The sequence below is a fragment of the Nocardioides jiangxiensis genome, assembly GCF_030580915.1.
Classification (GTDB): Bacteria; Actinomycetota; Actinomycetes; order Propionibacteriales; family Nocardioidaceae; genus Nocardioides; species Nocardioides jiangxiensis.
This window is the reverse complement of sequence record NZ_JAUQTA010000001.1, coordinates 1,674,125-1,689,829: the sequence shown is the minus strand read 5'-3', so window position 1 is coordinate 1,689,829 and position 15,705 is coordinate 1,674,125. Positions and strand designations below refer to the sequence as shown.

The window sequence follows — 15,705 nt, the reverse complement described above, 5'->3', positions numbered from 1 at the left end:
CACCGCGTCATCCGACACGGACGTGGATGGTCGGGTAGCCGGTGGCGCCGTCCGGGGCCACATCCGCCACGGCGCTGGTCTGCGTCGCACCCGCGAGGTCGGTGGCACGAGCCTGCAGCCGGTGCGTGCCGGGCGCCGCCGGCCAGGTCCACCGCCACTGCCGCCAGGTGTCGATGCCATCGGCCGTGGCCAGCTCGGCCACCTGCCACGCGCCGTCGTCGACGCGCACCTCGACCTTGCCGATGCCGCGGTGCTGGGCCCATGCCACGCCCGCGACGGTCACGTCACCGGCCGTCACGTCATCGCCGGGCAGGTCGATCCGGCAGCCGGTCTTGATCGGCCCCTGCGGTGCCCACCCCCGGTCGGTCCAGTACGCCGAGAAGTCGGCGAAGCGCGTCACCTCCAGCTCGGTGATCCACTTCGTGGCCGACACGTAGCCGTACAGCCCGGGCACGATCATCCGCACCGGGAAGCCGTGGTCGATCGGGAGCGGCTGGCCGTTGATCCCGATGGCGAGCAGGGCGTCCCGCCCGTCGGTCAGCGCCGCGAGCGGCGTACCGATCGTGATGCCGTCGGCTCCGCGCGACTGCACGGCGTCCGCTCCGGCACGGACGCCGGCCCGCTCCAGCACGTCGGCGACGCGGACGCCGAGCCAGGTGGCGTTGCCGATGTACTCCCCGGCGACCGGGTTGGAGACGCAGGCGATGGTCACCCGGCGTTCGACGAGGGGCATCGCGAGCAGGTCGCGATAGCTCAGCTCGAGCGGCTCGTCGACGAGGCCGCGGACCCGCAGCTTCCAGTCGTCGACGTTGAGGCGCGGCGAGATGAGGGCGATGTCGATCCGGTAGAAGTCGTCGTTCGGGGTGAGGTGGGGCGTGAGACCCGGCAGCCGGAAGTCGACACCACGCGGCAGCGGGCCGGCCGGATCCGCAGCGCGCGGCAGGACGACCCCGCCGCGGCCGGTGGCAGCGGGCACCAGGCGGGGCAGGCCTGCCCCGGCCACGACACCGGCACCGCCCATCACCGTCGCCAGCAGCAGGAACCGCCGCCGGTCGAAGCCCGGCGGAGCCTCGGCCTCCGCCACAGGCGCCATCCCGGCCTGGCCGATCAGCCACCAGAGCGCCGCGCACCCGAGCGCCAGGCCGGCCACGAGTGCGACGTACGCCGACGGGTCGGCGCCGCCTCGCCCGCCGAGCAGGGCCAGCGCGTCGACTACCCCGAGGACGACGAACCCGGCCACCCCCAGCAGGCGGTGCCGCCGCGCGGCGATCCCGACAGCCGCCAGGAGCAGCGCCGTGACGACCAGCATGTTGCCCAGCAGCACCGTCTTGTCGGCGGTGCCGAACTGCTCCACCGCCCACTCCTTCAACGGCCGCGGCGTCAGGTCGATGAAGCGGTCCCCGAGGGCGATCAGGGGCGACGGGCTCGCGTGCAGGACCGCCGCGAGGCCTTGGGCGAAGCCGAGGCCGAGCGCACCGGCAGCGAGACCGCCACAGGCGGCCATCACGCGGGAGGAGGTGGGAGAGTGCGAGAAGGTGGTCACCTAGCGGGTTCGGAGCAGAACCCGCGCCGGACGGCCCGTCCGGCGCCCCTCCTGCTCCGAACCCAGACTGTGAACCTCCACCCCTACCGGCCGCCCGAGAGGAGCCTGTCGATGCCACGGCGTGGGCTCCTCCGTTCCGTCCCGTCGGCGCACGCCCAGCCGCAGCAGCTGATGGCGGCCGTCGCAGCGGGCGACCTCGACGCGTTCGGCGAGCTCTACGACCGGTTCGCGGCGGCCGTCCACGGAGCCGCCCTGCAGGTGCTCCACGATCCGGCGCGCGCCGAGGAGGTCACCCAGGAGGTCTTCCTCGAGGCCTGGCGCGGAGCGGCGCAGTACCGGTCGGAGCGCGGCGGGTTGCGCACCTGGCTGGCGCTGATCGCGCACCGGCGTGCGATCGACGTGGTCCGGTCGGTCGAGGCCAGCCGTGCCCGCGAGGAGAGGGCCGCCCGTCGCGAGCTCCACGAGGTGCCGGGCCCCGAGGCAGATCTGGTCACGGCAGCCGAGTGGGCCGACGTACGCCGATGCCTCGAGGGCCTGACCCCGCTGCAGCTCGAGTCGGTGACGCTCGCCTACTACGAGGGCTTCACCTACCCCCAGGTCGCGGCCCGCATGGGACGGCCACTGTCGACCATCAAGACCCGCATGCGCGACGGCCTGGCCCGGCTCCGCGACTGCCTCGAGGAGGCGTGATGAAGGCCCATGACCCCGACGTGCACTCCCTGATCGGTCCCTACCTGCTGCACGCCCTCGATCCGGCCGAGCGCGCTGCGTTCGACGAGCACCTCACGGCATGTGTGACCTGCAGGGAGGAGGTCGAGGACCTGCGGCCAGCCGCCGCAGCCCTCTCCGACCGCCCGACCGCCCCGCCCGCGGAGCTCCGCGAGCGGATCATGGGCATCGCCGCCGGGACCCGACCCGTACGCCGACCGGGCCGGCGGCTGCGGGGCGCCGTGATCGCCGCGGCCGCACTGCTCGCCGTCGGTGGTGGTGTCGTCGTCGCCCAACGCGGCGACGACCCGATGTCGGCGTCCGACGTGTTTGCCGCCGCCGACGTGCGGACCCATGACATGCCCACGACGATGGGCGCCGTGCGGATCGGCATGTCGCACCGGCTGCACATGGTGGCCGTCGACGGACGGGACCTGACCGATCCCGGTGCAGGCATGGCCTACGAGGTCTGGTGGGCGACGCACGGCCGGGTCACATCGGTCGCGATGTTCCAGGAGGCCGAGAGCGTCGTCGTCCCGATGCGGGAGGGCGAGCTGCAGATCAGCATGGAGCCGATGGCGGGATCGGATGCCCCGACCTCACCGCTCCTGCTCGCGATGCCGGCTGACTCGCTCTGAGCCGACGCCCGGCCGGCCGGCGGGCCAGGCAGGTCGGCCGGGTCAGCCGGGTCAGGCGCTCCTCGCGATGCTCACCGCGAGGGCGGTGAGGTGGCCCAGGCGGGCGACCTCCGAGTCGAGCAGCTCGGGGCCGCCACGACGGCCGATGACCACGATCTCGTCCTCGAGCAGCGGAGCCGCAGCGAGCACGTTGTTCTCGTCCGGGGAGTCGACGCGCGCGGCCCGGACGATCTCGGACCACTCGAGCGACTCGGGCGCGGCGGCGGTCCCGTGGAGCACCGCGGTGGTGCCGTTGCCGTTGCGGCGCAGGCGCACGCCCCAGTCGGCGCGGAACGTCGCCGGCAACAGGTCAACGAGACGGTCGAGGGCACCGGCCGGGTTGGCCGTCAGCTCCTCCACGGCCTCGAGGTCGAGGAAGAGGTTGCCGCCTGCGGCGTAGCGGCTGATCCAGACGACGCGGACGCCGTCGAGCGCGTTGCACGCCGACACGATCGTGTCGGGCATCGCCGTGGTCTCGAGCAGCACATCGTCGACCGCGGTGCCGTCGGCGCGGTGCTCGACGATCTCGATGGCCTCGATGTCGCCTCCGGCCTCACCGATGGCGGACGCGACCTTCCCCAGGGAACCGGGGACGTCGGGGAGCTCGACTCGAAGCAGGAACGGCATGCTGCGACCTTAGCCCGAACGTGTTGCGCGAGCGTTTCCCGACGTCTCAGCGCACGAGCTTGAGGTTGAACTGCGGGGTGCCGAGCTGCTGCATGAGGCGCAGCCACAACGGCAGGTACATCTCCAGGCCGCGGGCCGCTTCGAGGCTCGGGAACTCCACGATGTCCACCCATCCCAGGTCCTGCAGGAGGCTGTGGACGTGCGCCCGCGCGGCGGCGTCGTCACCGGCGATGAAGATGGTGTGGTCACCGTCGGCGAGCTGCTGCGGCGTCACCATCAGGGCGCAGTTGACCGTGTTGAGGGCCTTCACCACCTGCGCCGTCGGGTGCGCCCGCTGGAGAACCTCGGCCAGCGAGTCGGTGTCCTTCACGGTCAGCGTCGGCGGGAAGCCGTTGCTGAAGTCGAGCGGGTTGGTCAGGTCGAGGACGATCGCACCGTCCTCCAGGTCGGCCTGTGCCAGGACCTCCTCTGCGACGTTGCCACCGACCGCCAGGACGACCAGGTCCGCACCGCGCGCCGCGTCGGCGTACGTCGCCAGGCGGCTGTCGGTCCACTCCTCGCGGGCCGCCGTGACCTCCGGGTCGCGGGTGCCGACGGTGACCGTGTGGCCGACCCGCTGGAACCCCGCCGTGAGTGTCTTGCCGACCATGCCTGTGCCGAGGACCGCGATCTCCATGCCGCCCATCCTGCCCCTGTCGGCCGCGTTGAGTGCGCTCGTTGATGTATTTGACGGGAGGCCACGCACTCAACCCGACAGCGAGAAGGTCTCCAGCGACTCATACCGAGGTGTACGCCGCGGCCCCTCGCCCAGGTGGGAGGCGACCAGCTCGATCTCGTCGACGGTCCACGCCGGTCCTTCGTAGGCGTCGAGCAGCCGCACCCAGTTGCTGACCTCCTCCGGATGACCCAGGCGGGCCAGGGTGAGGTGCGGGCGGAAGCGCTGGCCGTCGACGGCAGCTCCCGCCTTGGCGAGCGCCGATCGCGCGCTCCGTGCCAGATGGCCGAGCTCGTCGAGCGCGGCCGGCATGGCCAGGTCATCCGGATCGGCCGGGACCACGTCGGCGTACAGGACCTTGGCGCGGGCCGGGTTGGGGAAGGCACCGCCTCCACCGATGCGCAGGACGAACGGGCTGTGCCTCGCGGCCGCACGGTCGAGGCGCTCGCTGATCTCGTCGAGCGCGCGCTCGGGTGCCTCGGCGGCGAAGGCGAGGGTCAGGTGCCCCTGCTCGGCACGGGTCCAGCGGAAGGCAGCCGCCTCCCGGCGTACGTCCAGGAAGTCGTCGAGATGGGCGGTCACCTCCTCCGGAGGCACGATGGCGGCGAAGATCCTCATGACTCCAGTGTGGTCGTCGCCGCAACCGGAAATGCCGCAGCACCTCACCATGACCCGGGTCTGAAGACACCAAAACCCGGGTTTCGGCGCACCAAAACCCGGGTTTCGACGGAAGGGATCAGAAGCCGAGCTCGCGGCCGATGAGCTCCTTCATGATCTCGTTGGAGCCGGCCCAGATGCGGGTCACACGGGCGTCGCGCCAGGCGCGGGCCACGCGGTACTCGTTCATGAAGCCGTAGCCACCGTGGATCTGGACGCACTCGTCGAGGACGCGACCCTGGACGTCGGAGGAGAACCACTTGGCCTTGGCGGCCTCGACCGGGGTCAGCTCCTTCTTGTCGTGGGCCTCGACGCACTTGTCCATGTACGCCTCGAGCACCTCGATCTCGGTGACCATCTCGGCCATCTTGAACTTGAGGTGCTGGAACTTGCCGATCGACTGGCCGAAGGCCTGGCGCTCGTGCGCGTACTGGATGGTCTCCTCGAGGATCTGCTTGGCGTGCGCCGTGTTGGCGACCGCGCAGGCGATGCGCTCCTGCGGGAGCTTCTGCATCATGTGGATGAAGCCCATGTTGAGCTGGCCGATGATCTCGGCGTCGGTGACGCGGACGTTCTCGAAGAAGAGCTCGGCGGTGTCGGACTCCTCCATGCCGACCTTGTCGAGCTTGCGGCCGCGCGAGAAGCCCTCCTTGGTCGCCTCGATCGCGAAGAGCGTGATGCCCTTCGGGCCGAGCTCCGGGGCGGTGCGGGCCGCCGCGATGACGATGTCGCAGGAGTAGCCGTTGGTGATGAAGGTCTTCGAGCCGTTGATGACCCACTCGTCGCCGTCGCGGACCGCAGTGGTCTTCAGCGCGGCGAGGTCGGAGCCACCGCCGGGCTCGGTCATGCCGATGGCGAGGAGGATCTCACCCGACGCGACGCCCGGGAGCCAGCGCTCCTTCTGCTCCGGGGTGCCGAGCTCGTTGATGTACGGCGCGGTGATGTCGGAGTGGATGCCGACGCAGGTCGGGAGGGCGGCGTTGACCTTGGCCAGCTCCTCCGCGAGGACGGCGTTGTAGCGGAAGTCGCCGGCGCCGCCGAACTCCTCGTCGAGGGCGAGGCCGAGGAAGCCGTTCTCGCCGGCCTTCAGCCAGAACTCACGCGGCAGGGCCTTGTTGGCGATGTACTCCTCGCCGTTGGGGATGACGTCCCGCTCGAGCCAGGTGCGAACCGCACCGCGGAAGTCCTCGTGGTCCTGGGTGTAGATGGTGCGCTTCATGGGTTACTCCGCTTTCTTGTTCGCTGCCGCGAGGTCGTACACCTCGTCGGGGTCGGGGGTCGTGATGTCGAGGGGCTCGTCGTAGTGGCTGAGCTCGTACGTCGCGGCGTCGCTGCCGGTCTGGGTCAGCTCCACCACGCGGTGGGGCGCGTCGGTGGCGACCCACATCGTCGAGGTGACGCCGGACTGGTCGGCGACGAGGGAGACCGCCTCGACGCCGTTGATCGTGCGCTCCTCGCCCTTGGTGGCGAGCGTGCGGTCGGCCGCCGTCAGGGCCGGCACGAACGACACGAAGTCGCATTCCGGCAGGAAGTAGGAACCGGTGCGCAGGTCAGCCTCGCCGCGCGGGCTGCGGACCCAGCGGCCGTCCCACACCTTCAGCGCCTGCTTCACGCGAGCCTTGTCGGATGCCGTCGAGGCCTGGGCCAGCCAGTAGGTGTCGTCGCCGCGGACGAACGAGCCCTGCGTGTTCTCGATGAACCTCGCGGTGCCGCCACCGGCCTTCACCCAGCCGACGCAGCTGCCGTCGTCGGCCAGGCTGGCGTGGAAGGTCCGCTCCGCATCGTGGCCGTCGACCGTCAGCGACCGGACGCCGCCCATGTCGCCGCGGGCGGCCTCAGCGATCTGGGCAGCGGTCTGCTTGCCGAAGGAGCTGGTCGGCTCGTGGGCCTCCCCACCACCGCCACCGCCACAACCGGCGGCCGCGAGGGCGCCGGCGACCGCGGCCGACAGTGCGGTCACGCGCAGGGAGCGCCTCATGGTTACCTCCGGGTACGGGTTGTCTCCGCAGAATCTAACGACCCGGCGAGCCTTCGCTGCAATCCGCTTGCACGCTGGGCTCGCCGTGCCAGCGCCGCCCGCAACGACTCCTCGCTCCCGATGAGACGCACACCACCTTGAGCACGGGTCACCGCGGTGTACAGCAGCTCGCGCGTCAGGAGCCGCGAGTCGGCGTCGGGAAGCAGCACGGTGACCTCGTGGGCCTGGCTTCCCTGGCTCTTGTGGATGGTCATCGCGTGCATCGTCTCGACGTCCGCCAGCCGCCCCGGGGCGAGCTCGATGGGCCCCGATGCCCCCGCCAGGACAGCGCGCACCCGGCCCCCGCCACCGCGGACCACGACGCCGGTGTCACCGTTGTGGACGCCGAGGCCGGCGTCGTTGCGCGTGACCAGCAGCGGTCGCCCGGCGTACATGCGGTCGCGGAGCAGGTCGGCGGCCTCCGGCTCCGCCTCGCGCAGCCACTGCTCGATCCGGGAGTTCCACCAGCGGACCGTGTCGCGGTGCGGCGTGAGCAGACGGTGCCGGTCGAGGGCCTGGAGCGCCGCCGCGGCCTCACCCGCGACCGCGTCCTCGCGGACCGCCCGCGCCGCTGGCAGGGCCGACTCGCGGATCGCGCGCTCGGCGTCGGCGGGATCGTCGGAGTCGACCCAGCCGACGGCGTCGTGACCGGCGCGGAGCACCGCGATCGCCGCATCGGCGTCGCCCACGCGGAGGGCTGCGGCGAGCTCGCCGATGGTCGCACCGAAGCGGTGCACCGTGCCGAGCTCCACCACCGGTGAGTCGGGTGTGTCACGGAAGCCGGTGACCAGGTCGTCGAGGACGGCACCCGCCTCGACCGACGCGAGCTGGTCGGGGTCGCCGACCAGGACCAGTCGCGCATCCGGCCGGACCGCCTCGAGCAGCCGCGCCATCATCGTCAGCGACACCATCGAGGTCTCGTCGACGACCACGAGGTCGTGCGGCAGCCGGTGGGACCGGTCGTGGCGGAAGCGCGTGTGGTTGTCGCGGCGGAAGCCGAGCAGCCGGTGGATCGTCGTCGCCCGGAGGCCCTCGAGGCGGGCCGCATCCGTGGTCGGGAGGTCGCGGCCCGCGGCGAGGACCTGCTCCTGGAGACGAGCAGCCGCCTTGCCGGTCGGAGCCGCCAGCGCGATCCGTGCGTCGGGGCCGAGCTGCTCGGTCAGCACCGCCAGGATCCGGGCGACCGTCGTCGTCTTGCCCGTGCCGGGACCACCCGTGAGGACCGTCGTCCAGCGCGTCGCCGCACCCGCGCAGGCAGCGCGCTGCTCGGCGTAACGGTCATCGGGGTAGAGGCGGTCGAGGGCGGCGGCGAGCAGGCGGTCGTCGACCGCGGGCGCGGGGCGCGACACCCGGGCGACGAGGTCGTCGGCCACCTGCTGCTCCTGGGCCCGGTAGCGGTCGAGGTAGACCAGCCCGTGCTCGACCGCCAGCACGCCCGCGGCGCAGACGCGGCTCGTCGACAGCGCGGTGCGCCAGTCCTCCGTGGCGGGCCAGGGGAGCTCGGGCGCGAGCTCGGCGACGTCGTCGAGGGAGAGGCAGACCGATCCGTGGCGCACCGCCCGGACCGCCAGCGCGACGGCGAGCGCACTGCGGGGGTCGGTGTCGCCGGCGACCGCGCAGACGCGACGTGCCACGTGGACGTCGGCAGCCTCCAGCACCCCCGCCTCGTTGTACGCCGCCAGGTCGCGGTGGGCGCCGGCGGCGGTCGTGACCGCCCGGCGCACGTCCCAGACGTCGTCGGACTCCCAGATCCCTGTCGTCATGCGCGCCTCCCGTCGAGCAGGTCCGAGACCGCCTCGACCAGCGCCACCGGCGGCTGCCACGCGAAGACGCCGAACGGACGGTCGCCGTCACGCGGGGTGGTGGCGCCGACCATGCCGCGCAGGTAGAGGTAGAGGACACCGCCGAGATGACGCTCCGGGTCGTAGCCGGGAAGGCGCCAGCGCAGGTAGCGGTGGAGCACGACGACGTAGAGCAGTGCCTGGAGCGGGTAGTCGGAGTGGCCCATCGCCGCCTCCAGCGCCGATGGCCGGTAGTCGTCGACCCGGAGGTCGTGGCCCGGACGGCCCAGCCAGTTGGTCTTGTAGTCGACGGTGAGGAACCGCAGGGTCTCGGCCTCACCGACGCGCAGCACGACGTCGATCGAGCCGGTCAGGTACCCCCGGAGGAGCTGCCCGCCGAGTGCCGGGTCTGCGAGGGCCACGGTGTAGGACCGCACCGGATCGCCCTCCGGCAGGTGCTTCTCCAAGAGCGGAGCGAGGTCAGCGAGCCGCGGGCCCGCGGACGCGGACGCGGACGGAGCGAGGTCACCACCGGCGAGCGGCACCTCGAAGTCGAGCTCGCAGAGCCGGTCCGCCCGCCCGATGTCGCGCAGGCGCAGGTCGCCCGCCAGCGGACCGAGGGGGGAGTCGCAGACCGCGACGAGCGCGTCGGCGAGCTGCTCCCGGTCGAGGCTCACGGGCCACCAGGTCAGCTGCTCCTCGATGTGGCTCAGCAGCTCCGCCCGCAGGTCGCCGTCGTGTTCCGGGGCAGCCGGGTCGGCATGCTCGAGCACCGCGTGCACCAGCGATCCGAACGTCGCTCCCATCGGCAGGCTGCGCATCGGCATCGGCGGACCCTCCTGGCCGGCCGGCGGCGGCACCTCCACGACGGTCGGGGCGAGGTCGAGCGCAGCCGCCGGCTCGTCGTCGCGTGGCACGGACTCCGGCTCGCTCAGGTCGGTCGCGGCCGGGGCGGAGGTCGACTCGACCGCTGTCAGCGCGGAGTACGACGTGCGGCGCCAGGCCGTGTCGATCGAGCGGTCGAAGCGGCGCACCGCCAGCGCGGCGTCCGAGGCAGGAAGGGGCTCGTCCGCGACGGACGCCCAGACGGCGGGCTCCCACTGCGGGCCACCGTTGGCGGCGTACCAGTCGAGCTTGGAGACGAGCACGTCGGCCAGCTCGATCTCGTGGCTGTCGGGGACCGCCGCCGTGCCGGGACGGCGGCCGAGCAGCAGCCGGTGCAGCGCGGAGGTCGGTGCGTTGCGCGGGGCCGGGGAGTACCACGCGACGACCTGCGACTGGGCCCGCGTCAGGGCGACGTAGAGCAGCCGGAGCGCCTCACCCGCCTCCTCGCGCAGGTGCCGTGCGACGTGGCCCGCCCAGTCGGCGCCGGCACCGCCGACGTTGCGGCAGCGCGCGCCCTCGTCGTCGTGGAAGAGGGCGACAGCCGGGTCGCGGGGGAACCTGTCCCACAGCGACGGCAGGTAGACGACGGGGTACTGCAGGCCCTTCGACCCGTGGATCGTCACCAGCTGGACCGCAGCGGCGTCGGAGTCGAGGCGACGGGTCCGCTCACCGGCCGCGTCAGGACGGTCGTCGGCGATCTGGTCGCGAAGCCACCCCGCCAGCGCGACCAGGCCGAGGCGCTCCTCGCCCGCGACCTTGTGCAGCACCTGGCCGATGTGGCGCAGGTCGGTCAGCAGCCGCTCACCGCCCACGCAGCCGAGCACCCGAGCGGTGAGGCCACCCGTGAGCGCGGCCTCCATGACCGCCGCGATGCCGCGGCTCGTGGCCAGCTCCGCCCACGTGCGGAGGGTGTCCGCGACGTCGTCGGTCAGGGCATCACCGCCCGCCGCCAGGTCGGCCGCCGTGTGCCCGAGGAACGACGTCAGGGCCGCCGACCGGACCCGCGCGGCGCGGTGCGGCTGCTCGAGCGCCTCGACGAGGGTGAGCCACTCGAGCGCGGCCGGCGTCGCGAAGACACTGCCGTTGCCCGCCACCACCGCAGGTACGCCGAGGTCGGCGAGCGCTGCCTGGATGGCTGCCAGGTCGCTGTGCTTGTGGGCGAGCACCGCGACGTCGGCCGGTGCCAGCGGTCGTCCCTCGAATCGCGCGCCCGAGGTCAGCAGGCGCTTGATGTCGCGCGCGACGTCGGGCCAGAGGTGGGCCCGGATCGCGGCCACTGCCGGGCTGCGCCGCTCGGACATGCCGAGCTCCTGGGCGCGGAGTGTGCGGAGCCGGAAGGGCGCTCCTGCCCCCTCGAGCCGGCTGCCACGGTGGTGGGCCTCGACGTCGTGGACGACGATGCGCTCGTCGCCGAGCGCGGCTTCGCGGAGCACCACCTGCAGCGCATCGAGGAGGCCGGAGTCGGAGCGCCAGTTGACCCCGAGCGTCGCCTTCGCGTCGGCGGTCTCCGCGGCTGCCAGGTAGGTGGTGACATCGCCGCCCCGGAAGGCGTAGATCGCCTGCTTCGGGTCACCGATGAGGACCATCGTCGCGTGGCCGGAGAAGGCCCGGTCGAAGACCTGCCACTGCACCGGGTCGGTGTCCTGGAACTCGTCGACCAGCACGACCTTCCAGCGCGCCCGCATCCGCTGGGCTGCCGGGCTGACCACGCCGTCGGGCGCGACGAGGGCGTCGGCGAGCTGGCCCAGCAGGTCGTCGTAGCCGAGCAGGCCCAGGCGGCGCTTGCGGCGCTCGAACTCACCCCGGACCGCCTGGGCGAAGGAGACCCGGAGCGCCGGCGGCGAGCCGGGCTCGGCCCCCGACGGCTCGAGCCGGGCGCGCGGGTCCACCACGGCCGCCCGCCCGAGCGCGAGGGCCTCCTTGCGGGAGAAGGCGGGCGTGCTGTCGGAGCCGGCGTACGCCCGGAGGTACAGGTCGTCGACCACCTCGACGAGGAGCTCGTCGAGGTCCTCGACGAGCTGTGCCCCGGCATCGGAGTCGCCCGCGACGCCGAGCCCGCGGAGCACCTGCTGGCAGAACTGGTGGATCGTCGCGATCGTCGCGACGTCGAAGTCGGCTAGTGCCTGCCGCAGCCGTCGCGCCCGCAGCGCGACCTCGCCCGGCGGGGCGTCGAGGAGAAGGTCGACGAGCTCGTCCTCTCCGGCAGCGACAGCGGCCGGAGCCGCCAGTGCCCGTTCGGCACAGACCAGCTGCGCCCGGACGCGCTCGCGCAGCTCCTGGCTCGCGGCCCGACCGAAGGTCACGACCAGCATCTCCTCCAGGCGCGCCTCACCCTCGGCCACGAACCGCGTCACGAGGGCGGCGATGGTCCACGTCTTGCCGGTGCCGGCACTGGCCTCGAGGAGGGTCGTGCCCGTGGGCAGCGGACCCCTGATGTCGAACCGGTCGGCGATCGGGCCTCTCACAGCGCCCTCACCAGCTCGGCGCCGGAGACGAGGGGACCCCAGAGCCGCCAGGCGTACTGGCCGAGGCGGTGGCGCTCCTCGTCGTCCCACCGCTCGTCGGGCCGCGGCTCGCCAGTCAGCACCTCGTACGCCGCGTGGGCACCGAAGGCGCGCACGTGCCAGGCGTCGGCGTCCTCGCCCGGGATGCCGAGGTCGTTGTAGGGGTCCGTGACCCACTTCCGTGCCGCGGCCTCGTCCGGGCGTGCATCGGCGCCGCGACGCAGGCGCGCGGACTCCTCGGCGTAGGCGAGCGCGGTCTTCGGCGGCAGGGGCAGCGGCTCGGCCTGGCCGCGGAGCCAGACGTCGACCACGTCGCGCAGCCACTCCTCGGCGTGGTCGTCGAGCGGGCCGGCAAGCGCGCGCTGGGCTCCGGAGCGGTGCTTGCCGAGGGCGTGCGAGCGCCACATGTGGTCGGGGTGGGCCACCGACAGCGCGAGCAGGTCGAGCCAGGCCCCGAAGCGCTGCTTCGCTCCGAGGCTGGAGTAGGTGACCGTGACGAGGTCGGGCCCGAAGACGTCGGCCACCGTGCCGGTCAGCCGCACGTCCCTGCCCTGCACCTGCAGGGCGACGTCGATGTCGACGGCACGCGGCTCGCCCGACCTGAGGTGCATCGCCTGCGTCACGAGCGGCTGCACCGCCCGCACCACCGCCGCCAGCTCGCGCTGGCCCAGCGCGCCGGGCGGGAGCAGGCCGCGCAGGAGCTCGGCGGTCATGCCGTCGGCCGGGCTCATCCCGGCCAGCACGTCGCGCACGAGGCGGTCGCCGACTGCCCAGCGCTCGAGGGCGTCGAGCTCGATCGGCACCGCGTCGGCGAGCGGGTCCGCGGCGAGCGGAGCCGCGAGGCCGAGCCGGTCCCGCAGGAACCCGCGCACCGGGTGCTGGAAGAACGCCTGCAGCTCCGCCAGCCCGACCTCGACCGGACCGGCCGCTGGAGCGAGGCCGGCGAGCGGCCCGTCGCAGAGGGCACCGACGTCGGCCCGGTCGCCTCGCGATGCCTCGGCACCCACGAGCGAGGCGGCGTCGAAGCTGAACGGACGGGCCGGCACCAGTGCGCCGGCGACGAGGTTCTTCTCGTCGAACGGCTGGAGCGGGTGGTGGACGTGGAGGTCGCTGACGTCGTCGTCGGTGGTGAGCGCGACCGCCTCGAGCAGCTCGCCGAGGGGCACGGCCGGTGGACGGGGCGAGCCCGTGTGCTCACCCGCGCCGGTGTAGGTGACGACGAGGGTCTCGGTCGCCGCCATGACCGCGTCGAGGAGCAGCTGGCGGTCCTCGGCGCGTGCGTCGCGCTCCCCCGTCACGGGACGTCGGGCGAGCGCGTCGTCGCCATCGGTGATCGTGGTGCGCGGGAACACGCCGTCGTCGAGCCCGAGCAGCGCGACCACGCGGTGCGGCACGGACCGCATGGGCACCATCGTGCAGACCGTGAGCGTGCCGGTGCGGAAGCTGGCCCGGGTCGGCCGGCCCCCGAGCCGCTGGGCGAGCAGCGCCCGTACGTCGGCGAGGCCGAGGTGCGTGGCAGCACCGTCGTCGAGCCGACCGAGCTCGCGCTCGAGCTCGGTCGCCTGCCACGGCTCCTCGGCCCGGGCGAGCGACGAGACCCCGTCGCGCAGAACCCGTGCCCAGTCACCCAGGCTGCGCGCCGCGTCGGCCGCAGCCGCGAACGCGTGCACGCGGTCGAGCAGCTCGGTGAAGCGGCCGACGAGGTCGATGTCGCCGGAGCCCACGTCGTCGAGCGGGAGCACCGACCCGACGAACCGGTGGTCGTCTCCGGCCACGGCCACGCCGAGCAGCACGCGGTCGAGGCCGGCCGCCCAGGTGTTGGCCCCGAGGTCGAGGCCGTAGCGTCCCCGGTGACCGGCGTCGAACCCCCACCGCACGCCCGACTCGGCGATCCAGCCCCGGATCCGGTCGATCTCGTCGTCCTCGAAGCCGAACCGAGCCCGCACCGGCGCGGCGCCCGCGAGGTCGAGGACCTCGGTCGCGGTGAGCCGCCCGCCCGCGAGCTCGACGAGGGTCGCGGCGAGGCCCAGCAGCGGGTTGGTGGACGACAGCGCCCGGTCGGCCAGGCGGACGCGCAGCCGGTGCCCGGGGTGCCCCTGCTCCCCGACCTCAGCCATGCCGAACGCTGCGGCGATGAGCGGCGCGAAGGCCTCGACGTCGGGGCACATGACGAGGATGTCGCGCGGCTCGAGCGTGGGGTCGTCGGCCAGCAGGCCGACCAGGACCTCGCGGAGCACGTCGACCTGGCGCGCCGCTCCGTGGCATGCGTGCACCTGCACCGACCGGTCGTCGGCCCTACGGCGCCGCGCGAGTCGCGTGGAGGCGTCGGGGATCGCGTCGTGGCGCAGGTCGTGCTGCAACCATCCGAGCACGGAGTCGTGCCCGCCTGCCGTGCCGGCCACCGGGACCTCGACCGCACCTGCCGTCGCCAGGGTGCGCTGCAGCTCGCGGGAGTCGCGTCCGAGCGAGGCGAGGAGGGGATGCTCGACGAGGAGGCCCGACTCGTCGAGGTCGCGGGGCACGGCGCCTTCAGCCGCAGCGGGGGCGAGCCGCTCCCACGCGGTCGCGGAGGCCTGCGGCAGCCAGAGGTGCACGTCGCGGTGCTCGGCGAGCGCGGCGATGAGGTCGCGCTCGGTGCACGCGATCCTGGTGTGACCGAAGAGCGAGAGGCGTGGGGGCAGCTCGAGCCGGCGACCGGGCCGGTCGATGTCACCCTCGCGGAGCGCCTCCACGATGCGGGCGTGCCGCTCGTCCGGCGCCGGACCACCGACGCGGGCCACCAGCCGGCGCCACAGCTCGGGCTGCCAGAGGAGGTCGTCGGGGAGCTCGCCGCCGAGCCCGTCGGTGCTGCGTCCCTCACGCCAGTCGGTGACGAGCTGGGGGCGCTGGACCGCGTAGGAGCTGAGCAGGCCCGCGAGGCGGCGGGCGACCGCGTACCTCCGCGTGCGGCGCACGTCGTCGGCTGGCCCGTCGAGGCCGAGGTGCGCCGTCAGGACCGCGCACCACTCCTCGCCGGCGGCCTCGTCGACCACCTCGAGCAGGGGCCAGACCAGGCGGTCCGCGTCCCACGGATCGTCCTTCTCGCGGCCCAGCAGCAGGCTGACCAGCGAGCGCGGGCTGGCGAAGTCGACGCCCGCGCAGACACCGTCGCCGCCGGCCGCGCCCGTGCCCAGCCGGTGCGCGAGGCGCTGCGTCAGCCACCGCTCCACGCCCCGCGCGGGCACGACGACGAGCTCGCGGGCGAACGGGTCCGCGAGCGGCGAGCCGCCCAGGAGATCCGCCAGGCCGTCCGCCAGCAGGTCGGTGCGCTCGGCGCGGTGGAGGAACAGGGTCACGGCCGCAGGATGTCACGCGGCGCCGACACCGGGGCGCCGTCCGCGCCGCGTCGTCCACAGGCGTACGCCGGCGTCCGGAAATGGGATGACCCCGCGGCGTCTCGGGTCACCGCGGGGTCAGGAGAATCTTGCGCTCTCCAGTGGCGTCCTGTCGCCATCCACGACGCGATCTGACCCGGACGGGTCATCCAAATGACCCGAATGGACTATGCCTCCTCGGGGCACCGGAAAGAGCACCTCACCCGAAGGAGTGACA

Annotated in this window: 11 protein-coding genes; 2 read left to right on the top strand and 9 right to left on the bottom strand. The window is 73.4% G+C overall.

The genetic code is table 11. The annotated features are described in order from the left end of the window. Positions 1–7 precede the first annotated feature (7 nt). Entirely contained in the window at positions 8–1,543 is a 1,536-nt protein-coding gene (locus tag Q5722_RS08220; protein WP_305027725.1) for a molybdopterin-dependent oxidoreductase, read from the bottom strand. A 111-nt stretch (positions 1,544–1,654) separates the two neighbouring features. Between Q5722_RS08220 and Q5722_RS08215 the strand changes: the two genes are divergently transcribed. Together Q5722_RS08215 and Q5722_RS08210 are read left to right on the top strand one after the other, a co-directional pair. Further along, positions 1,655–2,233 carry a sigma-70 family RNA polymerase sigma factor gene (locus Q5722_RS08215; RefSeq protein ID WP_305027724.1) on the top strand — a complete coding sequence of 193 codons (579 nt, stop codon included), beginning with the start codon at positions 1,655–1,657 and terminating at the stop codon, positions 2,231–2,233. Then, positions 2,233–2,889 carry an anti-sigma factor gene (locus Q5722_RS08210; RefSeq protein WP_305027723.1) on the top strand — a complete coding sequence of 219 codons (657 nt, stop codon included), beginning with the start codon at positions 2,233–2,235 and terminating at the stop codon, positions 2,887–2,889. The genes Q5722_RS08215 and Q5722_RS08210 overlap by 1 nt, the downstream gene beginning before the upstream one ends. Positions 2,890–2,940: 51 nt before the next feature. On the opposite strand, the gene Q5722_RS08205 is transcribed toward Q5722_RS08210, so the two are convergent. The 8 genes from Q5722_RS08205 to recC all read right to left on the bottom strand — a co-directional run bounded on the left by Q5722_RS08205 (position 2,941) and on the right by recC (position 15,449). After that, positions 2,941–3,555: an ACT domain-containing protein gene (locus tag Q5722_RS08205; protein WP_305027722.1), complete on the bottom strand. Its 615-nt coding sequence runs from the start codon at positions 3,553–3,555 to the stop codon at positions 2,941–2,943. A 46-nt stretch (positions 3,556–3,601) separates the two neighbouring features. Further along, entirely contained in the window at positions 3,602–4,231 is a 630-nt protein-coding gene (locus tag Q5722_RS08200; protein WP_305027721.1) for an NADPH-dependent F420 reductase, read from the bottom strand. Positions 4,232–4,300: 69 nt separating this feature from the next. Then, positions 4,301–4,888 carry an RNA 2',3'-cyclic phosphodiesterase gene (gene thpR / locus Q5722_RS08195; protein WP_305027720.1) on the bottom strand — a complete coding sequence of 196 codons (588 nt, stop codon included), beginning with the start codon at positions 4,886–4,888 and terminating at the stop codon, positions 4,301–4,303. A gap of 118 nt (positions 4,889–5,006) precedes the next feature. Continuing rightward, the gene (locus Q5722_RS08190) at positions 5,007–6,146 is read right to left on the bottom strand and encodes an acyl-CoA dehydrogenase family protein (RefSeq protein ID WP_305027719.1); all 1,140 of its coding nucleotides are present in this window, start codon (positions 6,144–6,146) and stop codon (positions 5,007–5,009) included. A gap of 3 nt (positions 6,147–6,149) precedes the next feature. Beyond that, positions 6,150–6,905 (bottom strand): hypothetical protein, encoded by a 756-nt coding sequence (locus tag Q5722_RS08185; protein ID WP_305027718.1) that lies wholly within the window; start codon positions 6,903–6,905, stop codon positions 6,150–6,152. A gap of 2 nt (positions 6,906–6,907) precedes the next feature. Next, positions 6,908–8,707, bottom strand: coding sequence for an exodeoxyribonuclease V subunit alpha (gene recD / locus Q5722_RS08180; protein ID WP_305027717.1), 1,800 nt, complete (start codon positions 8,705–8,707; stop codon positions 6,908–6,910). Continuing rightward, a complete protein-coding gene (locus tag Q5722_RS08175) occupies positions 8,704–12,075 on the bottom strand; it encodes a UvrD-helicase domain-containing protein (RefSeq protein WP_305027716.1) in 3,372 nt (1,123 codons plus the stop codon). Before Q5722_RS08175 ends, recD begins: the two co-directional genes overlap by 4 nt. After that, on the bottom strand, positions 12,072–15,449 hold the full coding sequence (gene recC, locus Q5722_RS08170) for an exodeoxyribonuclease V subunit gamma (RefSeq protein WP_305027715.1): 3,378 nt from the start codon (positions 15,447–15,449) through the stop codon (positions 12,072–12,074). Before recC ends, Q5722_RS08175 begins: the two co-directional genes overlap by 4 nt. Positions 15,450–15,705 lie beyond the last annotated feature (256 nt).

Coding starts and splice junctions, on each gene's coding strand:
- Q5722_RS08215 (WP_305027724.1), top strand. CDS start 1,655: ATGCCACGGCGTGGGCTCCTCCGTTCCGTCCCGTCGGCGCACGCCCAG.
- Q5722_RS08210 (WP_305027723.1), top strand. CDS start 2,233: ATGAAGGCCCATGACCCCGACGTGCACTCCCTGATCGGTCCCTACCTG.
- Q5722_RS08200 (WP_305027721.1), bottom strand. CDS start 4,231: ATGGAGATCGCGGTCCTCGGCACAGGCATGGTCGGCAAGACACTCACG.
- thpR (WP_305027720.1), bottom strand. CDS start 4,888: ATGAGGATCTTCGCCGCCATCGTGCCTCCGGAGGAGGTGACCGCCCAT.
- Q5722_RS08190 (WP_305027719.1), bottom strand. CDS start 6,146: ATGAAGCGCACCATCTACACCCAGGACCACGAGGACTTCCGCGGTGCG.
- Q5722_RS08205 (WP_305027722.1), bottom strand. CDS start 3,555: ATGCCGTTCCTGCTTCGAGTCGAGCTCCCCGACGTCCCCGGTTCCCTG.
- recD (WP_305027717.1), bottom strand. CDS start 8,707: ATGACGACAGGGATCTGGGAGTCCGACGACGTCTGGGACGTGCGCCGG.
- Q5722_RS08185 (WP_305027718.1), bottom strand. CDS start 6,905: ATGAGGCGCTCCCTGCGCGTGACCGCACTGTCGGCCGCGGTCGCCGGC.